We start from the raw sequence: 18,352 nt of genomic DNA, 5'->3' as shown, positions 1-18,352 counted from the left end.
TTAGCTAATTACCTTGATGTTATGGCCTGCGACTTTTGTCAGAAAAAATAAGTGGTAGCCAGCAATTACTTATAGTGGTAGTAACAAAACAGCTTCTGCGCCTCCCACTTCTGATACTTTCGGATTATAGCTTATAAAACCTTAAATTTGCTCTTTGACTGAAGCTTAAAAACCGGAAACTTTGAAAGTCTGTATCGCTGAAAAACCGAGTGTAGCCCGTGAAATTGCGCAAGTGCTTGGCGCGAAAAACCGAAAAGACGGCTATTTTGAAGGTAATGGCTACCAGGTTACCTGGACCTTCGGGCATTTTTGCCAGTTGCGCGAACCCGACGATTACCGGCCGGAGTGGAAGCGCTGGAGCCTGTACGACCTGCCAATGCTACCCGAACGCTACGGCATTAAGCTCATGAAAGACAAAGGCATAGAACAGCAGTTTAAAGTAATACAGCGCCTACTCGACCAGGCAGAAGAAGTAATTAATTGCGGTGATGCCGGCCAGGAAGGTGAGGTGATTCAACGTTGGGTGCTAACGGAGGCAAAATACCGGAAACCCTTTAAGCGTCTCTGGATATCTTCCCTCACCGAAGATGCCATACGGGAAGGCTTTGCAAAATTGCGCGAAGGAACCGAATTTGACTTGCTGTACCAGGCCGGTAAAAGCCGTGCCATCGGCGACTGGCTCCTGGGGCTGAACGCCACCCGCTTGTTTACTTTGAAATATGCACAAGGTCGTCAGACACTTTCTATCGGGCGCGTGCAAACCCCTACGCTGGCTATGCTGGTGAACAGGCACCACGAAATCCAGAATTTCGTGCCGCAACCTTACTGGGAATTAAAAACAGTGTACCGCGATACCACCTTTTCGAGCACCAACGGACGGTTTCAGAAAGAGGAAGAGGCCCAGCAAATATTAGCGGCTATTCAAGAACAGGAACTCACCATAACAGATGTCGAGATTAAAAAAGGGATTGAAAGCCCGCCCAAGCTTTTCGACCTGACATCGCTACAGATTGAATGCAACAACAGGTTAGGTTTATCGGCAGATGAAACGTTGAAGACAGTTCAAAGCCTGTATGAGAAAAAAGTTGTTTCGTACCCGCGCGTAGATACTGTTTTCCTTCCGGACGATATTTATCCTAAAATACCAGGTATTCTCCAAGGTCTGACGAACTACCGGCAGGAAGTGGCGCCGCTGTTAGAGAACAAAATCAGGAAAACGAAAAAGGTCTTCAACAACAACAAAGTAACCGACCACCATGCCATTATACCCACTGGTGCTGCAGCCGGAAACCTTTACGACCGTGAAGCGAGTGTGTATGACATAATTACCCGCAGGTTCCTGGCTGCTTTTTATCCGGATTGTATCGTCAGCAACACAACGGTATTGGCTGAGTCAGCCGGTTATGCCTTTAGGGTAAAAGGCAAACAGATTCTGGAGCCAGGGTGGCGCCTGCTATATGGTGCCGAAGAAATAAAGGCAGAGCCCGCCACCAAAGAAGGTGAAAGCAAAGACGAAGAAGAAACTACTGGTGTATTGCCGCACTTCGAAAAGGGTGAACATGGGCCGCACGCTCCCCTGCTCGACAAGAAAATGACCAACCCACCGAAAGAGTACACCGAAGCCACCTTGCTGCGCTCTATGGAAACAGCAGGCCGGCAAGTGGAGGACGATGAACTGAAGGAGGCTCTGAAAGAAAACGGGATAGGGCGACCTTCTACCAGGGCCGCTATCATCGAAACGTTGTTCAAGCGGCAGTATATCCGGAAAGAGAAAAAGAAGATTATCCCTACTCAAATGGGGATTGACCTGATAGGCGTTATTCCAAACCAAACCTTAAAGTCTGCAGAGATGACGGGGCAATGGGAGCGAAAACTGCGGCAGATCGAAAGCGGCTCTTTCGCATCGGATGCCTTTCTGCAGGAGCTGCAGCAATTTGTCATTAGTTTGGTGCAGGAGGTGAAATACGACAAGGCAACCGTTACCCTGGAACCTCAGGAAGCGCCACCTGCTACTAAAACCACCAAACCATCAGCTACAAAAAAAACAGAAAAGCCTGCAAAAGCTGCAGCAACCGGAGAAACAGCTGAACTTGGCGCCTGCCCCGCCTGCAAACAAGGTCATGTTGTAAAAGGGTCAAAAGCTTTTGGATGTATTAGGTATAAAGACGGCTGTCGCTTTTTAATACCTATAGAACAGCACGGCAAGCAGCTAACTGAGAAGCAGGTTTCGGTACTGCTTCAGAAAGGAAGAACCAGTGTGATAAAAGGCTTTAAAAACCCGGCAGGTGATCGCTTTAACGCCAGCTTAGTTTTAAACGACGCGCATCAGGTGACAGTAGAAATTGCTGAGAGTGCTGAAGCCATAGATCCGTTTGCCCAATGCCCCCGCTGCAAACAAGGTCGGGTGCTGAAAGGCAAAGCTGCCTTTGGATGCAGCCGTTTCAGAGAAGGGTGCCATTTTACGGTTCCTTTTGAAATGAGTGGTAAAGCACTTACTGAAAAACAAATAGGTAATTTGCTGCTAAAAGGAAAAACCCCTGTGATTAAAGGCTTTGTATCGGCTAAAACAGGGCAGCCTTTCGATGCAGCCTTAACCCTGAATGAGCAGGGGCAGGTAGTGTATCAGTTCAGCTAGAAGTTCCAGATAGAGATAAAACCACAAGGCTTATGACGCAGGACGGGTTGAAGCTTTGAATTAATCTGTATAAGATATGCCACGCGTGAATTATTTGAATGAAACTGGCCTTCAGAAGCTTTTTCAGCTAAAATACCTCAAGGGTATACAAGGATTACCTGCACTTAATAGATTTGTTCTAAAATAAAGAGACATAAAAAAAGCGCCAGGTTATGGCGCTTTTTTTATGAAGTTTACTGATTCTTGATTTTAAAACTTACCTCTTTCGACGCGATGTTAGACCGGTGATCGGTGGCGGTTATCTCGAGGGTGTAGGTGCCTGGTGCAAACTGTTGCTGTCCCACAATAGTATCCAGCTCCAGCACTTTCACATCCGGATACTTGCTAAAGTTAATGAGGTCTGGCTCACCGTAGCTCCCTTTTACCAAAATTTTGAGTTCTTTAATCTCGTCTTTGTCAATTACCGATAATTTTATGGGTAGGCCCTCAGCAATGGCATAGCTCCTGCTGCTGGTCGGGGCTAAAACCCTAACTTCTGGTTTAGATCCATCAGGCGCGTTCTTATCCTCAAATATATCTTCGCAGGCAGTAAAACACAACAAGGCAACTATAGCTGCCAGTAATGCATTAAATTTCATAAAAGGTTGGCTTAAAAGTTTTTAGACTTAAAATTCATTAAAAGTATTGATGTAAACAAAATTTATAACAGATCATTTTGCATAACGTCTGCTCCTTCTGCAAGAACCAAGAAGACGCCAGGTATAGCAAGTTATTTTAGCGTTACAACATCAGACTTATTACATTCATTCCCTTTAACTATTACAAAATAATAATATTGTTTAAGAAAGATAAAGGCAGTTATAACCTATGATAGTAGCTATATAGCTATAGTTCAATTTATATGGAAAAGATAAAGAACAAATGATCATTAGTTGTAGAACAGGTATAACTTAATTTTCGAGACATAGACATAAGGATTGCAGGAGATTTAAAACCTGAAGAAATGGCAGTTTTATGCCCATTTAAGTTAAAAATCAGCTACTAAGGTTGGCAAAATTTGATGTTGTTAGCTGGTGGTCAGTTACTCGACAAACACACATCTCCTGTTATTCAATTTAACAAAAGGCAGATACTCACATGACTTAAATTAAATAACTTTAAGATTTTTCGTTCGTAAAAAAGCATGTCGCATGAAGAAATTTTAGCGACATTGTTCAATTGAAATTTATTTTTAACCTAAACAAATACCTATGAGAAGCTATGAAGATTCGGGTTATAACCCGTTCAATGAAAACAATCGTAACCAAAGCAGAGGTTCAGCCAGAAATTATTATTCTGATGAATTCGATTTAACCAATGGTCGTATCCGAAACGCTCACAGACATAACGAAGACCGTAGCGGATCGAGCGAAATGGGTTCAGGTCGTGATCATCATGCCTCTTCTGGCTACGGTGGCACATCTACTTACGGCAGATCAGCTGGTAACTCATCTAACAACTTTAATCAAGGTTCAAGTAACTATAATCAAGGATCAAGATCTGGTTCGTCTAACTACGGTGGTTCTAACTATGGCAGCAGCAACTACGGCTCTGGCAGCAGCCAGCGTAATTACGGCTCCAGAAACGACGATAACTGGAGTTCTAACCGACACGACTCTGACCGTAACAGCTGGGACCGTGCCGGCGACAGCATAGAAAATACCTGGGATAGAACTAAAAACAAAGTATCGAACGCCTGGGATAGAATGACCGACGACGACGATAACAACTATAACAGAAGCTCTCAGAACCGAAGCTATGGCTCTTACGGCTCTGGTTCCGGCAGCACGGGTTCTTCTAACTATGGCAACCGCTATGGTTCTGGTTCTGGTTCCGGATCTACGTCATCTTATGGTAACTCTGCGGGCTATGGAAGCTCCGGTGCCTACGGAAGCAGCAACTATGGATCTGGTAGTAGCAGACATTTAGATGATAGCAGTCGCAGCTGGGATCGTAATCGCAACCAAAACGATTGGGATCGCAACCGACACCAGGACGATGACAGAGGTTTCTTTGATCGCGCCGGAGACGAGGTAAAATCTTGGTTCGGAGATGAAGAGGCAGAAAGAAGAAGAAGAATGGACGAAATGCGTGATCGTGATTACGATAACGACTCTAACTCCTACAGGTCTGGTAGGTCATCCTCTTCTAACACCTACAGTGGTCCTCCTTACTCTTATGGCTCTTCTTCCAAAAGAGATTACGAATGGTAAGAGGCACAGCTGAATTAAGGAAGCTTTAATTGATAGAAGTTTTTTAGAGGCCGACTGCAATTGCAGCCGGCCTCTTTTTTTACATCATAATATAACAAAACCAATAGACTAGTTTTGTCAGATTTCCATTTTAATTAATGAATAGAATTTTCAGTAAATTTCTATGGTTCTTTATGTTCTCTGTCATTGAACCTGTGTTAAGACAATTTATTAAAATCACTAGTAAACGACGGGGCATATCCTATGAATTAATCTTTTCTCCTGCTCCTCCCCCTTCGTACATATACCCATTATTCAATATCTTAATATATTATTTTTTTTAACATTCGTGCAAGCAACTTAAAAATTAGAATATTAAGTAAAGAAAGCGACATTAAAAAGATATGCCTGAAATTTTAATTGCATTTTAACATTATTTTAACTGGGGTTTAATTGCAAAGTGTTCTATTTGTGACATAGCGTAAATAAATGTGTCATTGCTAAACTCCTTCTGCTGTGAAAAAAATAGTTATACCTACCAATTTAACCATACAATCGCTGAACCTGATAAAATATGGACTTCAGGTACTTAAAGGCGAAGTTTGTCAGATATATCTGCTGCACTTAATTCCTTTACCTGATTCTATACCCGAATTGTTAATGCTGCCGCGGGAGGAGGAGCGTCTGGAGAAAATTAATACTCCCTTCAATAAGACACTGGATAGAATCAGAAAATCATATGCCGTTGAAATCAGTAGCCTCCATGTAATTCATTTGTATGGTGATAGCCCAATTAAGGTTCAGAATTTTATAGATAACAACAACATAGATCTTATTTTAAGCCCGGTAAGCTCTACTACCATATCTGAGAAAGATTCCTATCATTCCTTCAGCTCTTTAGTTAAAGATGTTTCGTGCCCGGTACTTTATATTCCTGATAATGCCGAAACCACTGACTTCAGGAAAATAGCTTATGTGCTTGACACTGACGACAAGTACACCTTATTGCTAGACGATCTTCTTCTGAACCTCACCTCTACCAAAAATTACTATGTTACCTTCCTGGTTATTTTTAAGCCGGGTACAAATATGGAGAAACTGGAGTATGTGTTGAACAAGGTCTATATGAATGAAAAACTCAAAGGCATTAATTGCTCTGTTCACCTACTTCAGGAAAACAATTTTACAGGCGGTGTATACACCTTTGTAGAAGAATTTAAAGTAGACCTGCTCGTAACTGGCCGAAAGAAAAATCTTTTCGATACAATTTTTACCCGCAAAAGAATTTCGAGCGATGTAGCGAAACACACAAGGGTGCCATTCTTAACCATAAGTTAGCCATCATGCCAACCTTACCCTACGGTGTATGAAAGGCTCCATTTTCGGTCGTCTTTACAGTTAACTTCATGTTGTAGGTGATAGGCGAAACTGGTAATTCAATTTTTAAAGAGGTGCGCTTTATACTAGACAAAGACTATGCTACTGAAAAAAAATATTCCCATTTCCTATATATTCGGCAAGGTTAAATACGAAATTTTGTTTGTCGCTATATATGCCTCAGCTATTGGTTTCTGGGACAAATACTTCCATACAGTTAATATTTATATTCCGCTCAGTGTTCCTATGGTTTTAGGCACGGTGCTCTCGCTGCTGCTGGCTTTTAAATCGAATCAGGCATACGATCGTTGGTGGGAAGCCCGCATAGTTTGGGGTGCCATTGTAAACGACTCCCGCACGCTCATCAGGCAGCTGCTTAACTTTATGGCAGACCCATATGTTTCGGTTAATGTTAAAGATTTTCAGGACAGGTTTACTATGCGTCAAATAGCCTGGTGCTATAGCCTGGGCCAGTCGTTGCGGAACAAGCCAGCCATAGAAGGTTTAAACAAATACCTTAGCCCCGATGAGCTGGCATTTGTTAGCCGGCACGATAACGTGCCCAATGCGCTATTACAATTACACGGCCGCGACCTGAAAACCATGCTGGAAGAAGGCCAGATAAACAAGTACCAACAGGTAGAAATGGAGGATACCCTCACCCGCCTTTGCGACTCAATGGGGAAATGCGAACGAATAAAAAATACAGTGTTTCCGGTTACTTACAGCCTCTACATCCATTTCTCGCTTTTCATTTTTGTACTGCTACTCCCCTTTGCCCTGCTGGACTCTTTTGGTATAATGGAGATTCCTATGGTTATCACGATAGCACTTTCCTTCTTCCTTATAGAGAAAATGGCTATTCATTTACAAGATCCATTTGAAAACAAACCCACCGATACACCGGTTACAGCCATCGCACGATCTATAGAACGGAACCTGCGACAAATGATAAACGACCAGAAGGTGCCTGAAAAACTGCAGCCAACCAGCTATTATGTACTTTAAAAACACTTACCCTTGAGCGAAAAATGCTTTATTTGCTTTTGGAGAGGTATTTTATTGGAATAATTTAGTTGCTGAACTATTTGATGAGTTGATGGAAGCAAGAAACAATAGTAAGCCCTACTATACATGGTAAGTAGAGCTGTTGCCAAATTATTATTAATACTACAAAGCAAAAAAGGGTTCTGCCAGCAGAACCCTTTTTTGCTTAATTTAATCGACCTTTCAAATAAGGAATAATTAACTCCTACGTTAAGTGCCGGTATCAGTGTTCATATATGTATTACAGCTTCTTATTAAGGCGCAGTAACAATACTATTCTGCTATATTCTCCTCAGCAAAGCTGTAGATGTGGTCAAACTGCTTGAACGTATCTACCTGCACCTCCAGGTCTTTTAAGTATCCTTCTTTTAGATCGTATACCAATCCGTAGAGCTTTGGTGGATTCTCTGATTGCAATGCATTTTGGATGATGGATGTTTTAGAAAGATTATGTACCTGCTCTATTACGTTGAGCTCCACTAAACGGCGGTGCCGCGCTTTCTCATCATTAATGGCCATAATTTCCTCCTCATGCAGCCTGATAACATCTTTTATGTTCCGTAACCAGTTATCTATTAAACCAAATTGCTGGTTTCCGGCAGCAGCGGCAACACCTCCGCAGCCGTAATGGCCGCATACAATTATTACCTTAACTTTTAAAACCTCAACGGCATACTGCAGCACCGACAGCATATTCACATCGGTGTGTACCACCATGTTAGCTATATTACGGTGCACAAACATTTCGCCCGGGCCGGTACCGGAAATTTCGTTGGCAGGCACCCTGCTATCGGAACAGCCTATAAAGAGGTACCTTGGCTCCTGCCCCTCAGCTAATTTATTAAAATAGTCAGGGTCTTCACCTAATTTTTGTGCAACCCATTCTTTGTTGTTCTTCAGTATTCTATCCATTGTAGTAGTTAAACTGTGAAATACTCTTTACCTGTTTCTGTTAATGCATTTCCGTTACAGGCACCTCATCAACTTTTATAACCTCCACAAAAATATTGCGCTCGTGGGCCGATTTCTTAAAGTTCTGTATAGCCTCCAGTACATCATAATCAATGTATTCGGAGTTGCCACCATCTATAATAACATGGCTGTCGTTCGGTAAATGCTCCAGTGTAAGTATAATACTTGCCTTATTCAGGAAAGAAACGTGCTCGCTTAATTTAATTCTGATAACCTCTTTATTCTTGTGGTCCTCTTTATGGAAGAAGTAAGGAGAAATGTAATTGGCCTTCAGGATAAAGAATATACCAATAGACAAACCAACAAAGATACCGATTAGTAAATCAGTAAACAGAATAGCCAGTACAGTTACAATAAAGGGTATAAACTGCTCATGCCCCAGCTTGAACTGGTACTTGTACAGCATTGGTTTCGTAAGTTTGAAACCAACCACTAATAGTACGGCTGCCAAAGCAGACAAAGGAATCAGGTTCATGAAACCAGCCAGAAAGAGTACAGAAAGTGCCAGGAACAAACCATGAACAAAGGCAGAAACTTTAGTTTGTGCGCCGGCGGCCAGGTTAGTAGAGCCTCGTACGATTACGGCTGTCATAGGAAGGCCACCAAGCAAGCCAGCTACAATATTACCAACACCCTGCGCTTTAAGCTCACGGTTATTTGGTGTGCGGCGCTTGTGTGGGTCAAGCTTATCAATTGCTTCGACGCTTAATAGAGTCTCGAGGCTGGCTACAATGGCAATTGTAAAGGCCACAACATATAACGAAGGGTTGGTCAATTGGTCGAAACTCATAAATGATAGTTCGTTTACAAGGCCGTTAAAACCATCAATAATAGGTAAAGACACTAAGTGAGTAGATGAAACAGCAAGTGCCGGATAGAAATTCAGGAACAAGGCATTTATGCCAATAGAAGCCAGAACAGCAAGTAAGGCTCCCGGAACGAAGCTCAGGATCTTATGATTCTTAATTTTCGGATTATCCCAGAGCAGTATAATAGCAAGTGCTATAATACCTATAACAAGCGCGCCAAGCTGAATTTTAGAAAAAGCATATCCTATCTCAGTGAAGGTGTTACGGCCATCTGCCTGGAAGAAAGTCATTTCTCCGAAGAAATCTTCATCAGCACCCATAAAGTGAGGTATCTGTTTTAATATCAGGATGAGACCAATGGCGGCCAGCATACCTTTAATAACAGACGAAGGAAAGTATAGGCCAATAACACCAGCTTTCACAAAGCCCAGAATTAACTGTAAAACACCTGCTATTACCACTGCCAGTAAAAACGCCTCATAAGAGCCCAACGTGGCAATACCATTCAATACAATAACAGTTAAACCAGCTGCCGGCCCACTTACGCTAAGCTGGGACCCACTGAGCCAGGATACCAGCACACCACCTACTACTCCGGTAACCAAACCGGCAAAAAGAGGTGCACCAGAGGCCAGCGAGATACCAAGACATAAGGGTAGTGCAACAAAAAATACAACTAATCCGGATGGAATGTCTTTTGCAAGATGCGCCAGATAGTTGGGCGTGAAATGTGGATTCTTCATAAAATGTACAAAATATGCTAAATTTTTTATTAAAATAATGCAAAATATGGAATTGTAAAAATCTTTTGCAGCTTAAAATTAAAAGTAGCTTAAGCACATTAAATCAAAATTAAAAACACATTAAAATGAGATTAAAATCAGGGTTTGTTAGGAATAAACCCGTAAGCCTGTGGCAATGAAATGGTTACTTCTGTTCCTCTGTTTATAATAGATTCTATCCGAATGTGCCCGGCATGTAACTTAAGTATACGATCTGTTAAGGGGAGGCCAATGCCATGCCCTGTTATGTTACGAACGTTGCCTGCTCTGAAAAAGGGAATGAACACATGTTTTAGGTCTGCCGCTGCAATACCCAAGCCTTCATCTTTCACTTTTAGAAGCACATCGGTCTTTGATACAGAAATAAGAACTACAATATGATGTCCTTCCGGCGAGAATTTAACAGCATTTTCAAGTACATTTAAAAAAGCGATTAACAGTAGCGCCTCATTTCCCTTCACCACCAGCCGGTCTTCTTCATCAGGGAAGTTATTGAAATTGATATCGAACCTGGCCGCCGGATTTCGTTTTATGGCCTGATCGCGGGCCTGCCACACCAGCTCATCGAAACGCAGAAAAGATTTTTTAATTTTAGATGGGTCGATGCTGGCTTGCGCTATTTGTAATAAGCCGTTCGATAGCTCCGTCAACAGCCGGGCATCTTCGAGGTTCGATTGTAGTACCCGTTTATATTCTGCCGGATCGCGGTCGCTCATGAGGGCAACCTCGAGCTCTCCTATCATGGTAGTAAGGGGGGTACGTAGTTCATGCGAGGCATTAGACACAAAGGTACGCTGCATATCGAAGGCCAGCTCCAGCCTGTTAAGCATATTATTAAAGGTCTGGGCCAGTTGCGACACCTCATCTTTTCCATCGGCGTTACTCAGGCGGGTGTTCAGCTCCGAAGCACTTATTTTCTCTACCTCGCTTACTACCTTAGTAATAGGCCGTAAGGCCTCCTTGGCAAAAGCCCAACCTGCAAGCAACACCACTACCAATGAGCCGAACCAGCCACCTATTAGTATATACTTCAGGTATTGCATTTTCAGTAGGTTGTAGGCATCTACAGAGGAGGCCACTACTACAAACTGCCCCTGGTTATCTGAAAAAGTGATGCCAACCAGCTGCCTTGCGCCTTCCTCATAGTTTACCTGCCCTTTCTTCTTTATTTTCTCGATTGTCTCCGGGCTTACCTGTATGGCTTGGTCCCCGTTTGAGAATATAAGTTCTCCGGCAGCCGTGTAAATATGAGCCGACTCGTAGGGCAGCTCCTGGTAATAGCTGATCTGGTTACGTTGTTGCGTCTTCGGATCTACTTCATCGGCATCGAGCACATAGGTAGCAATTACGTGGGCCCTTCGCTCAATCCGCTCATAAAAATCATCTTTTCGGTAGAGGGAGTTAAAATAGTAGATAACCAGTGAAAAGAGCAGCAGAATTAAAGCAAAAATGGTAGTAAACTGTAGCGTCAGCTTTGTTCTGATTTTCATGCGGCACCATCGTCTTTTAGCACATACCCCATGCCTACCAATGTATGAATAAGCTTCGGCGAGAAATTTTTATCGATTTTTTTCCGAAGGAAGTTAATGTACACATCTATTACATTACTCCCTGTGTCGAAAGATGTCTCCCATACGTTCTCCACAATATCTACCCGCGACACCACCCGCCCCTTGTTGCGTAGCAGGTAGTATAGCAGGGAGAACTCTCGGGCAGTTAAGGTAATTTGCTGGCCAGCCCGGGTAACTGTTTTCTTTACCATGTCCATTTCCAAGTCGCTCAGGTTCAGTTTCTCGCCTGGGGTTATATCTGCAGAGCGGCGGGTAAGTGCCCTGATGCGGGCAAGGAGTTCCTTAAACTCGAAGGGCTTGGTCAGGTAATCATCTGCCCCTGCGTCTAGTCCTACAATTTTATCATCGGTAGTTCCCAAAGCGGTCAGCATGAGAATAGATACAGACAGATTCTGTTTTCTTATTTGGCGGCAGATGTCGAGGCCGCTGGCATTTGGCAGAATAATATCGAGTATGATAAGGTCGTAATCGTGCTGCAGGGCAAGCTTAACACCAAAAAAGCCGTCGTAAGCCAGGTCCACTTCATACGACTGTTCTTCCAGTCCTTTCTTAATAAATGATGCTACTTTAGGTTCGTCCTCTATCAGTAGTATTTTCATGTAATTTTTTGTTGAGGGGTAAGAGTTAGGTTAGGTACGCGCTGGTTAGGCTGTCGAGCTGGTCATGCAACTCCTAAGAGGTGTATCAGTAGCCGCCGTAACAGTTTTTTAAATTACACTTTTTAATAAGCTAATAAAAAACTGACACCAGTATTTTGTGTACAAAGCTACAACGGTAGGTCTGGCAAAGTTGTATATTAAATCACCTTAGCCTAAAAATGTTTTTGCTTTTCCGAAATTTAGAAGGATGGCAATCTGTAGCAAGAGGTAAGCCATCTGAATTGTATTTACCCAACTACTTGAAGGTGAATAACCTAAGCTATCTTTTATGACCAGATGTTTAAACGGGGCTGTGGCTCCTGCTTGGGAAAATAAATATAAACCCATGCTTACCAGTGTAGCGCTGTGTTAAACTGGCTGCTAAAACAAAGAAGTTTGTGTGGGGCAGTAGAAAAGCGAACACCAAAAAAGAACATGGATATGCCTTGGCTACTCGGCAGAATAACCTCACCAGCATGAAAATAAGAAAAAGACAAAGCATGCTTTCCTCTACTCCTGCGGCAGCTGTAAAAGCTATAGTCGAAGGAGGCAGCCTGCTGCAGAACAGGACACCCTTGGCACAAAAATGCTGTTTTAGCTTCTGAAGGCTATTTTGATTTAAATAATTGGTCAAGACTTCCGACCTGAGTGCCTGCCTTGCTCGTGGAATACTTTATAAAGTGTAGCCAAAAAGTGTTTATTCCGCTGGCTCTTGGCGCGTGGCAGCAGTACCTGGCAGTATTAGTTTTGGTTTAAGGTGACAGCTTGCCGGATAAGGTCTTCGAAATAAGGCTGGTCTATGTCCTCTTCAGTACGAAGAATGATGTGCGGGTACCCTCCTTTCCTGCTCACCAGCCTTTTGGCAGGATCATCTAACTCCTCCCCTCTAAAGAAGCCGAGGTGCAGGCAATTCCGCGAGGAGGCGAAGTAGCAAACCGGGCCATAAAAGAAATAGCAGGGGTTGTCCCAACGAAAGGTTTCTTCCAGATGTGGCACCGCATTCTGTATAATGTTTCGCAGCTTAATAGCGAGCGGCAACTTGTCGGCTTGTAGCGTATCCAGGTAATGGTCTACCTGGTTCGGTGTAGTTTTAGTTCTCATGTACTGGTTTCCTCAGCAAACACTGATTTATTTGAATGTCTAAATATAACTATTTGCTAATATTTAGCAAACCTTCTGCTCCTTTCTTCATTATCTAATTTTAAACTGATTTTAAATTTATTAGAACCATCTCAGGTTTATAATACTAACTTACGTTTGTTTTTAATTTTTCCCAAAACTAAAGCTTTACTTAAACCTTTTAATATTAAAAAGCAAGCTATAAGGTTTAACCAGCAGTGGCAACTGCTGCTTATTAGCCCAGGTTTGTTGGCGCATAACCTGCAACTGCTTTTAACCTCAATTATTCTAATGAAAACGGCCTTCAGAAGAAATAAGATTTAAATATTGCCAAGGGCTAGCTAGTAACCGCTAACTCTGCTGAACTGTAAATGCTGAAGTAATTTATCCTCAAGAAAATCTAAGTCACAGAAACCTTTTACCAGAAGTTCCGGTCCGCGCTGTGTTTCGAGGTAAACACTCGGGAAACTTGTTGCACCAATACGCTCTGCCAGCTTAAACTCCTCCTCTAACTGCTCCATTATTTCATCCGATTCATATAAGGCGAAAAACAGATTCTCTGAAATCCCGAACAATTTTACTACCTGGTAAATATTATCAGGATTCGTCAGATCCAGGCCATCGGCAAAAAAGGCAGAGTGCAGCGCCCGGAGCACCTCCAGCGTCAGGACGGGCCTTAGTAGTTTCACCACCAGTAAGGCCCGGCATACAGGCTCAGTATGGTACACAAAATACCTCTTCAGGAAGAAGCGGTAGTCGAACGGAAGGTTGACGCGTTGCTGCACACGATGCCAGCTTACTGCCAGGCGCTCTTTTTCGGATGCTAAGAGCGGTTCGGTCGCGTAAGCCTGCATATCGCCAATGAGTATTTTTATGTTAAGCCGGCCGTGCCACAGAGCCCGCAAGCGCCGCATAACCGGTGTAAAGCCGTAGCACCAGGCACACATAGGGTTGGTAACATAAAGAATAGTGGGTGTTTGAGGAGCTGTGGTCATGGTTATAATATAAGTACCCTCTATTTATCGTACAGCCGGCCAACTTGGTTGACTTAAAAACAAGCTACTCCTCCTTAACGCGGCAGCTTCAGGCGCTTCCTCTGTATTGTACATGCTGCCTTAAGGTAGCTAATATGCATTAATTATATGTATTATATCAGATTGTTTTTCAAAAGATTAGCATCTTATACATAAATCATTTTCACAGACATACCTCCATCTATAATAAGACTTTGCCCGGTTATAAATCCAGCTTTGTCGGAGCATAAAAATAATGCAGCCTCTGCAATATCGGACGGCACACCTACCCTGCCCACCGGGTGTTGCTCCTTGTCTTGCTGGCTGTGGTTTGGTTCCTGGCGTCGGCTGCTTTTTTGCCAGTTGCCTGTTTCGATCCAACCTGGGGCAATGGCATTTACCCGTATCCCGTCTTGAGAAAGACTAATGGCAAGTGCATGTGTTAGGGCTTCAATTCCTCCTTTCGATACCGAATAAGGAAAGGTGTTCGCCTCCGACATAAAAGCGCGCGTTGAGCTAATATTTAAAATGCAAGGGTGCTGCGAAAGCCGGAGCAGTGGTACGGCATATTTGGCGCAAAGAACAGGCCCACGCAAATTAATGGCGAGCACCTGATCAAACATCTGCATATCCAGCGCCTCAATTGGTGCTACCACCGGATCGGCAAGTGCGGCATTGTTAATGAGTACGTCCAGCTTTCCGTAGGTTCCTGCTATTTGTTCCAGCAGAGCCGCCACCTGCTCTTCTAAAGCTACATTACAGAGCTGGAACTGAACCCTCTCATTAACTTTTCTTATTCTCTCAACAGCCTCGCCACCGGCTTCTTCATCTATATCGGCCACTATAACTGCAGCGCCAGCCTCAGCAAACTTTAGTGCCAGACCCAAACCAATGCCTTGAGCTCCCCCTGTAACCAAAACTGTCTTGTCTTTATAATACTTCCGCATTTAATAAGTTTGTAATACTCTGTATATAGGAGTTTTGAACTTCGTAAGTTAAAGCTTATATAATAATGCTCCAGTGCTTCTCCAACTCCACCTCTGCCATTGTGTACCGCTTAATTGAAACGAGGAAGGACCTGATGATGCAGCAAATCCACTTTGGCTGTGGACTTTAATTATTATACGAATTATGCTACAGAAGCCACAGCTACCTTGGTTTTACGTAATTCAGAATTTTTCCAATAAAATTGGCCTTCCAACAATATTCTCTACAAAAATCCTCAAGGGTAAGTAAGCTAAATTTAATTAACTTCATTTGTAGCAATAACCTGTAAAGCATCTTAAAATAAAAGTGCAGGAGACACTTGTTAAATAAAAATTCGTATACTATATAGGATTGCTGCTAAGCTAGCATCACTTCCTGAAGCTACCTTGCTTGAGGCGATAACAGCAAATTAAAGTCAGTAATTTTTACGTAACTACTGAATTCTCCATCTACTGGTAAACCCTTCCAGTACAAAAGATCTAAGGGTGCATTGTACTTAAAAAATACACGAACGCTAGTTAATTAATATATAAAAACCGATTTTACTGATAAAATTTTAGAAAAATCAATAGAAGTCAGGGAAATACTTGAGATTACGTGATTTTTTCTTCAATATAGCAGAAGCAAACAATACAACATCCGCATAATGATTAAATATTCTGGCCAGACCCGCATACTGGTAGCTGTTGACTGCATAATTTTCGGCTTCGATGGTGAAAACTACAAACTACTGCTTGTGCAGCGCGGCTTTGCGCCCGAAAGAGCAAAGTGGAGCTTAATGGGCGGTTTTATTCGTCCTGAGGAAACCTTAGAGCAGGCTGCCAATCGAATTCTGAAACAGCTTACCGGTCTCGAAAATGTGTACATGGAGCAGTTGCAGGCTTTCAGCAACCCGAACCGCGACCCTGTGGAGAGAACAATTGCCGTTGCATTTTTTGCCCTGATCGACATTCATAAATACGAGAAACAACTCAGCAAAGACTACCATGCAGAATGGTTCCCTATTAAGGAAATGCCACAGCTGATCTTCGACCATGAGAAAATGGTAGAGATGGCCAAAAACAGCCTGCGCTACAAAGCAGCCTTCCACCCTATCCTGTTCGAGCTGTTGCCCGAAAAATTTACCATTCCGCAGCTGCAGGCGCTTTACGAAGGGCTTTACGACACCACCCTCGACAAACGGAACTTCAGCCGAAAGCTCCTCTCTACAGGCCTTTTAATTAAACAAGCCGACAAAGATAAGGAGAGCTCCAAAAAAGGGGCCTTTTATTACAAACTCGACCAGACAAAGTATCTCGATGATTTTCAGTCGTTTCTGAATTTTATTCCGAAGCCTGATAAATTTCTGATAAACGAAACATCACTTAACTAACTTTAATTAGCTCAAGCTTTTTTTTTTAGATTTATAAGTGTTAATTTGACACAAAATTAAAACTTAAAGCCTTGAACAAAGATTCATACGTTATCGGAGTAGATTACGGGTCAGATTCTGTGCGCTCCGTGTTGGTTAATGCCGCCAACGGCCAGGAGATCTCTGCCTCTGTGTATTACTACCCACGTTGGAAAGCAGGTGATTTCTGCGTTCCAGCCGACAACCAGTTCCGCCAGCACCCGCTGGATTACGTGGAAGGTTTGGAACATACCATAAAAGACTGTCTGGCAAAAGCAGGCGACCCCGCAATAGCGGCAGCTGTAAAGGGAATATCTGTAGACACCACTGGTTCTACGCCTGTAGCTGTCGACAAAACAGGAACTCCACTTTCACTGCTTCCTGGTTTTGAGCAAAACCCTAATGCTATGTTTGTGCTCTGGAAAGATCACACCGGGGTACACGAAGCGGCAGAAATAAACCAGCATGCCACCAAGTTCGACACCAATTACCTGCAGTTTGTAGGCGGTATCTACTCTTCTGAGTGGTTCTGGTCTAAGCTGCTGCATGTGCTCCGTGCCGATGAGCAGGTGCGTGGCGCCATCTATTCCTGGGTAGAGCATTGCGACTGGATTCCGTTCCTGCTGACAGGCGGTTCGGATGTGGCGCAGATGAAGCGAAGCGTATGTGCTGCAGGCCATAAAGCTTTGTGGGCAGCTGAGTTCGGTGGTCTTCCACCAGAAGAATTTTTCGCTACTCTTGATCCGCTCCTGAAAGGCTTCAGAGAAAGACTGTTTGAAGATACGTATTCTTCTGATGTAGCTGCCGGAAACCTGAGCCAGGAATGGGCCGACCGACTAGGTCTTACAACAGATGTAGTGATAGGTGTAGGCGCTTTTGATGCCCACATGGGTGCAGTAGGTGGCCAGATTGAGCCTTATTATGTGAGTAAAGTAATGGGTACCTCTACCTGCGATATGGTAGTGGCACCAACCGCAGAGTTAGCAGATACCTTGGTAAATGGCATCTGCGGCCAAGTACCTGGTTCTGTTATACCCGGCATGATGGGTCTGGAGGCAGGCCAGTCGGCTTTCGGCGATACCTATGCCTGGTTTAAGCGCCTCGTGATGTGGCCGCTGCAGAACCTGCTGACCGACTCAAAAGTTGTTGATGCTGAAACAGCAAAAGCCCTTATCGAAGAGTTATCTGATAAAATAATACCGACATTGGCCGAACAGGCAGCAGCCTTGCCTCTTACCGAAAACAGCGAGTTTGCTATCGACTGGTTTAACGGTCGCCGCACGCCAGATGCCAACCAGATGCTGAAAGGTGCCATTGCCGGACTAGGTTTAGGAAGCGATGCACCACGTGTGTTCAGAGCTTTGGTAGAAGCGACCTGCTTCGGAGCAAAAAAAATTGTAGACCGCTTTATTGAGCAGGGTGTTCCGGTAAAGGGTTTGATCGGTTTAGGTGGTGTGGCACGTAAGTCTCCTTTTATTATGCAGATGATGGCCGATGTGATGAACATGCCTATCCGGATTCATAAGTCGGAGCAGACATGTGCTATTGGAGCCGCTATGTTTGCTGCCACTGCTGCTGGCCTTTACCCTGCCGTAGAAGATGCCATGGCTGCTATGGGGCAAGGTTTCGATGCCGAATACACACCAGATGCTGCACGGGCTGCTGTTTATGCCAAGCGCTTCCGTAAGTTCACAGAGCTGGGAAATGCCATTGAAAAGCAAACCGTAAGCTCCAAACCGGAAGAGGTTTCAGATGTTCAAGAAGAAGTTGTAAGATAAGTT

At 43.5% G+C, this 18,352-nt stretch carries 14 protein-coding genes; 6 read left to right on the top strand and 8 right to left on the bottom strand.

From position 1 onward, the window contains the following. Positions 1 to 181: 181 nt before the first annotated feature. On the top strand, positions 182 to 2,635 hold the full coding sequence (locus FVR03_RS02830) for a type IA DNA topoisomerase (protein ID WP_147920254.1): 2,454 nt from the start codon (positions 182 to 184) through the stop codon (positions 2,633 to 2,635). A gap of 233 nt (positions 2,636 to 2,868) precedes the next feature. Here the strand turns inward: FVR03_RS02830 and FVR03_RS02825 are convergent, their stop codons facing one another. Then, positions 2,869 to 3,273 (bottom strand): hypothetical protein, encoded by a 405-nt coding sequence (locus FVR03_RS02825; RefSeq protein WP_147920253.1) that lies wholly within the window; start codon positions 3,271 to 3,273, stop codon positions 2,869 to 2,871. Positions 3,274 to 3,885: 612 nt separating this feature from the next. On the opposite strand from FVR03_RS02825, the gene FVR03_RS02820 reads away from it, so the two are divergent. The 3 genes from FVR03_RS02820 (at position 3,886) to FVR03_RS02810 (ending at position 7,251) form a co-directional block, all read left to right on the top strand. After that, positions 3,886 to 4,887, top strand: a complete 1,002-nt coding sequence (locus FVR03_RS02820; RefSeq protein WP_147920252.1) for an SWFGD domain-containing protein — start codon at positions 3,886 to 3,888, stop codon at positions 4,885 to 4,887. A gap of 495 nt (positions 4,888 to 5,382) precedes the next feature. Further along, positions 5,383 to 6,204 (top strand): universal stress protein, encoded by an 822-nt coding sequence (locus FVR03_RS02815; RefSeq protein ID WP_147920251.1) that lies wholly within the window; start codon positions 5,383 to 5,385, stop codon positions 6,202 to 6,204. A 138-nt stretch (positions 6,205 to 6,342) separates the two neighbouring features. After that, a complete protein-coding gene (locus tag FVR03_RS02810; protein WP_147920250.1) occupies positions 6,343 to 7,251 on the top strand; it encodes a bestrophin family protein in 909 nt (302 codons plus the stop codon). Between the two features lie 312 nt (positions 7,252 to 7,563). Here FVR03_RS02810 and FVR03_RS02805 read toward each other — a convergent pair whose 3' ends face one another. From FVR03_RS02805 to FVR03_RS02775, 7 genes are all read right to left on the bottom strand, one after another. Next, positions 7,564 to 8,202, bottom strand: coding sequence for a carbonic anhydrase (locus FVR03_RS02805; protein ID WP_147920249.1), 639 nt, complete (start codon positions 8,200 to 8,202; stop codon positions 7,564 to 7,566). A gap of 40 nt (positions 8,203 to 8,242) precedes the next feature. Next, positions 8,243 to 9,814 carry a SulP family inorganic anion transporter gene (locus tag FVR03_RS02800; RefSeq protein ID WP_147920248.1) on the bottom strand — a complete coding sequence of 524 codons (1,572 nt, stop codon included), beginning with the start codon at positions 9,812 to 9,814 and terminating at the stop codon, positions 8,243 to 8,245. Positions 9,815 to 9,951: 137 nt separating this feature from the next. Then, complete coding sequence (locus tag FVR03_RS02795; protein WP_147920247.1) at positions 9,952 to 11,343, bottom strand: HAMP domain-containing sensor histidine kinase; 1,392 nt, start codon at positions 11,341 to 11,343, stop codon at positions 9,952 to 9,954. Continuing rightward, positions 11,340 to 12,023, bottom strand: a complete 684-nt coding sequence (locus FVR03_RS02790; protein WP_147920246.1) for a response regulator — start codon at positions 12,021 to 12,023, stop codon at positions 11,340 to 11,342. The genes FVR03_RS02795 and FVR03_RS02790 overlap by 4 nt, the downstream gene beginning before the upstream one ends. Before the next feature lie 780 nt (positions 12,024 to 12,803). Then, the gene (locus FVR03_RS02785) at positions 12,804 to 13,163 is read right to left on the bottom strand and encodes a DUF1801 domain-containing protein (protein ID WP_147920245.1); all 360 of its coding nucleotides are present in this window, start codon (positions 13,161 to 13,163) and stop codon (positions 12,804 to 12,806) included. Positions 13,164 to 13,522: 359 nt separating this feature from the next. Further along, positions 13,523 to 14,176, bottom strand: coding sequence for a DsbA family protein (locus tag FVR03_RS02780; protein ID WP_147920244.1), 654 nt, complete (start codon positions 14,174 to 14,176; stop codon positions 13,523 to 13,525). 185 nt (positions 14,177 to 14,361) lie between these two features. After that, positions 14,362 to 15,141 carry an SDR family NAD(P)-dependent oxidoreductase gene (locus FVR03_RS02775; RefSeq protein ID WP_147920243.1) on the bottom strand — a complete coding sequence of 260 codons (780 nt, stop codon included), beginning with the start codon at positions 15,139 to 15,141 and terminating at the stop codon, positions 14,362 to 14,364. A gap of 686 nt (positions 15,142 to 15,827) precedes the next feature. Between FVR03_RS02775 and FVR03_RS02770 the strand changes: the two genes are divergently transcribed. Together FVR03_RS02770 and FVR03_RS02765 are read left to right on the top strand one after the other, a co-directional pair. After that, positions 15,828 to 16,553: an NUDIX hydrolase gene (locus FVR03_RS02770; RefSeq protein ID WP_147920242.1), complete on the top strand. Its 726-nt coding sequence runs from the start codon at positions 15,828 to 15,830 to the stop codon at positions 16,551 to 16,553. Between the two features lie 71 nt (positions 16,554 to 16,624). After that, positions 16,625 to 18,349 carry a ribulokinase gene (locus FVR03_RS02765; protein ID WP_147920241.1) on the top strand — a complete coding sequence of 575 codons (1,725 nt, stop codon included), beginning with the start codon at positions 16,625 to 16,627 and terminating at the stop codon, positions 18,347 to 18,349. The last annotated feature ends 3 nt before the right edge of the window (positions 18,350 to 18,352 follow it).

Origin of the sequence: Pontibacter qinzhouensis, from assembly GCF_008017455.1 — a bacterium.
GTDB lineage: Bacteria > Bacteroidota > Bacteroidia > Cytophagales > Hymenobacteraceae > Pontibacter > Pontibacter qinzhouensis.
This window is presented reverse-complemented; position numbering and strand designations above follow the sequence as displayed.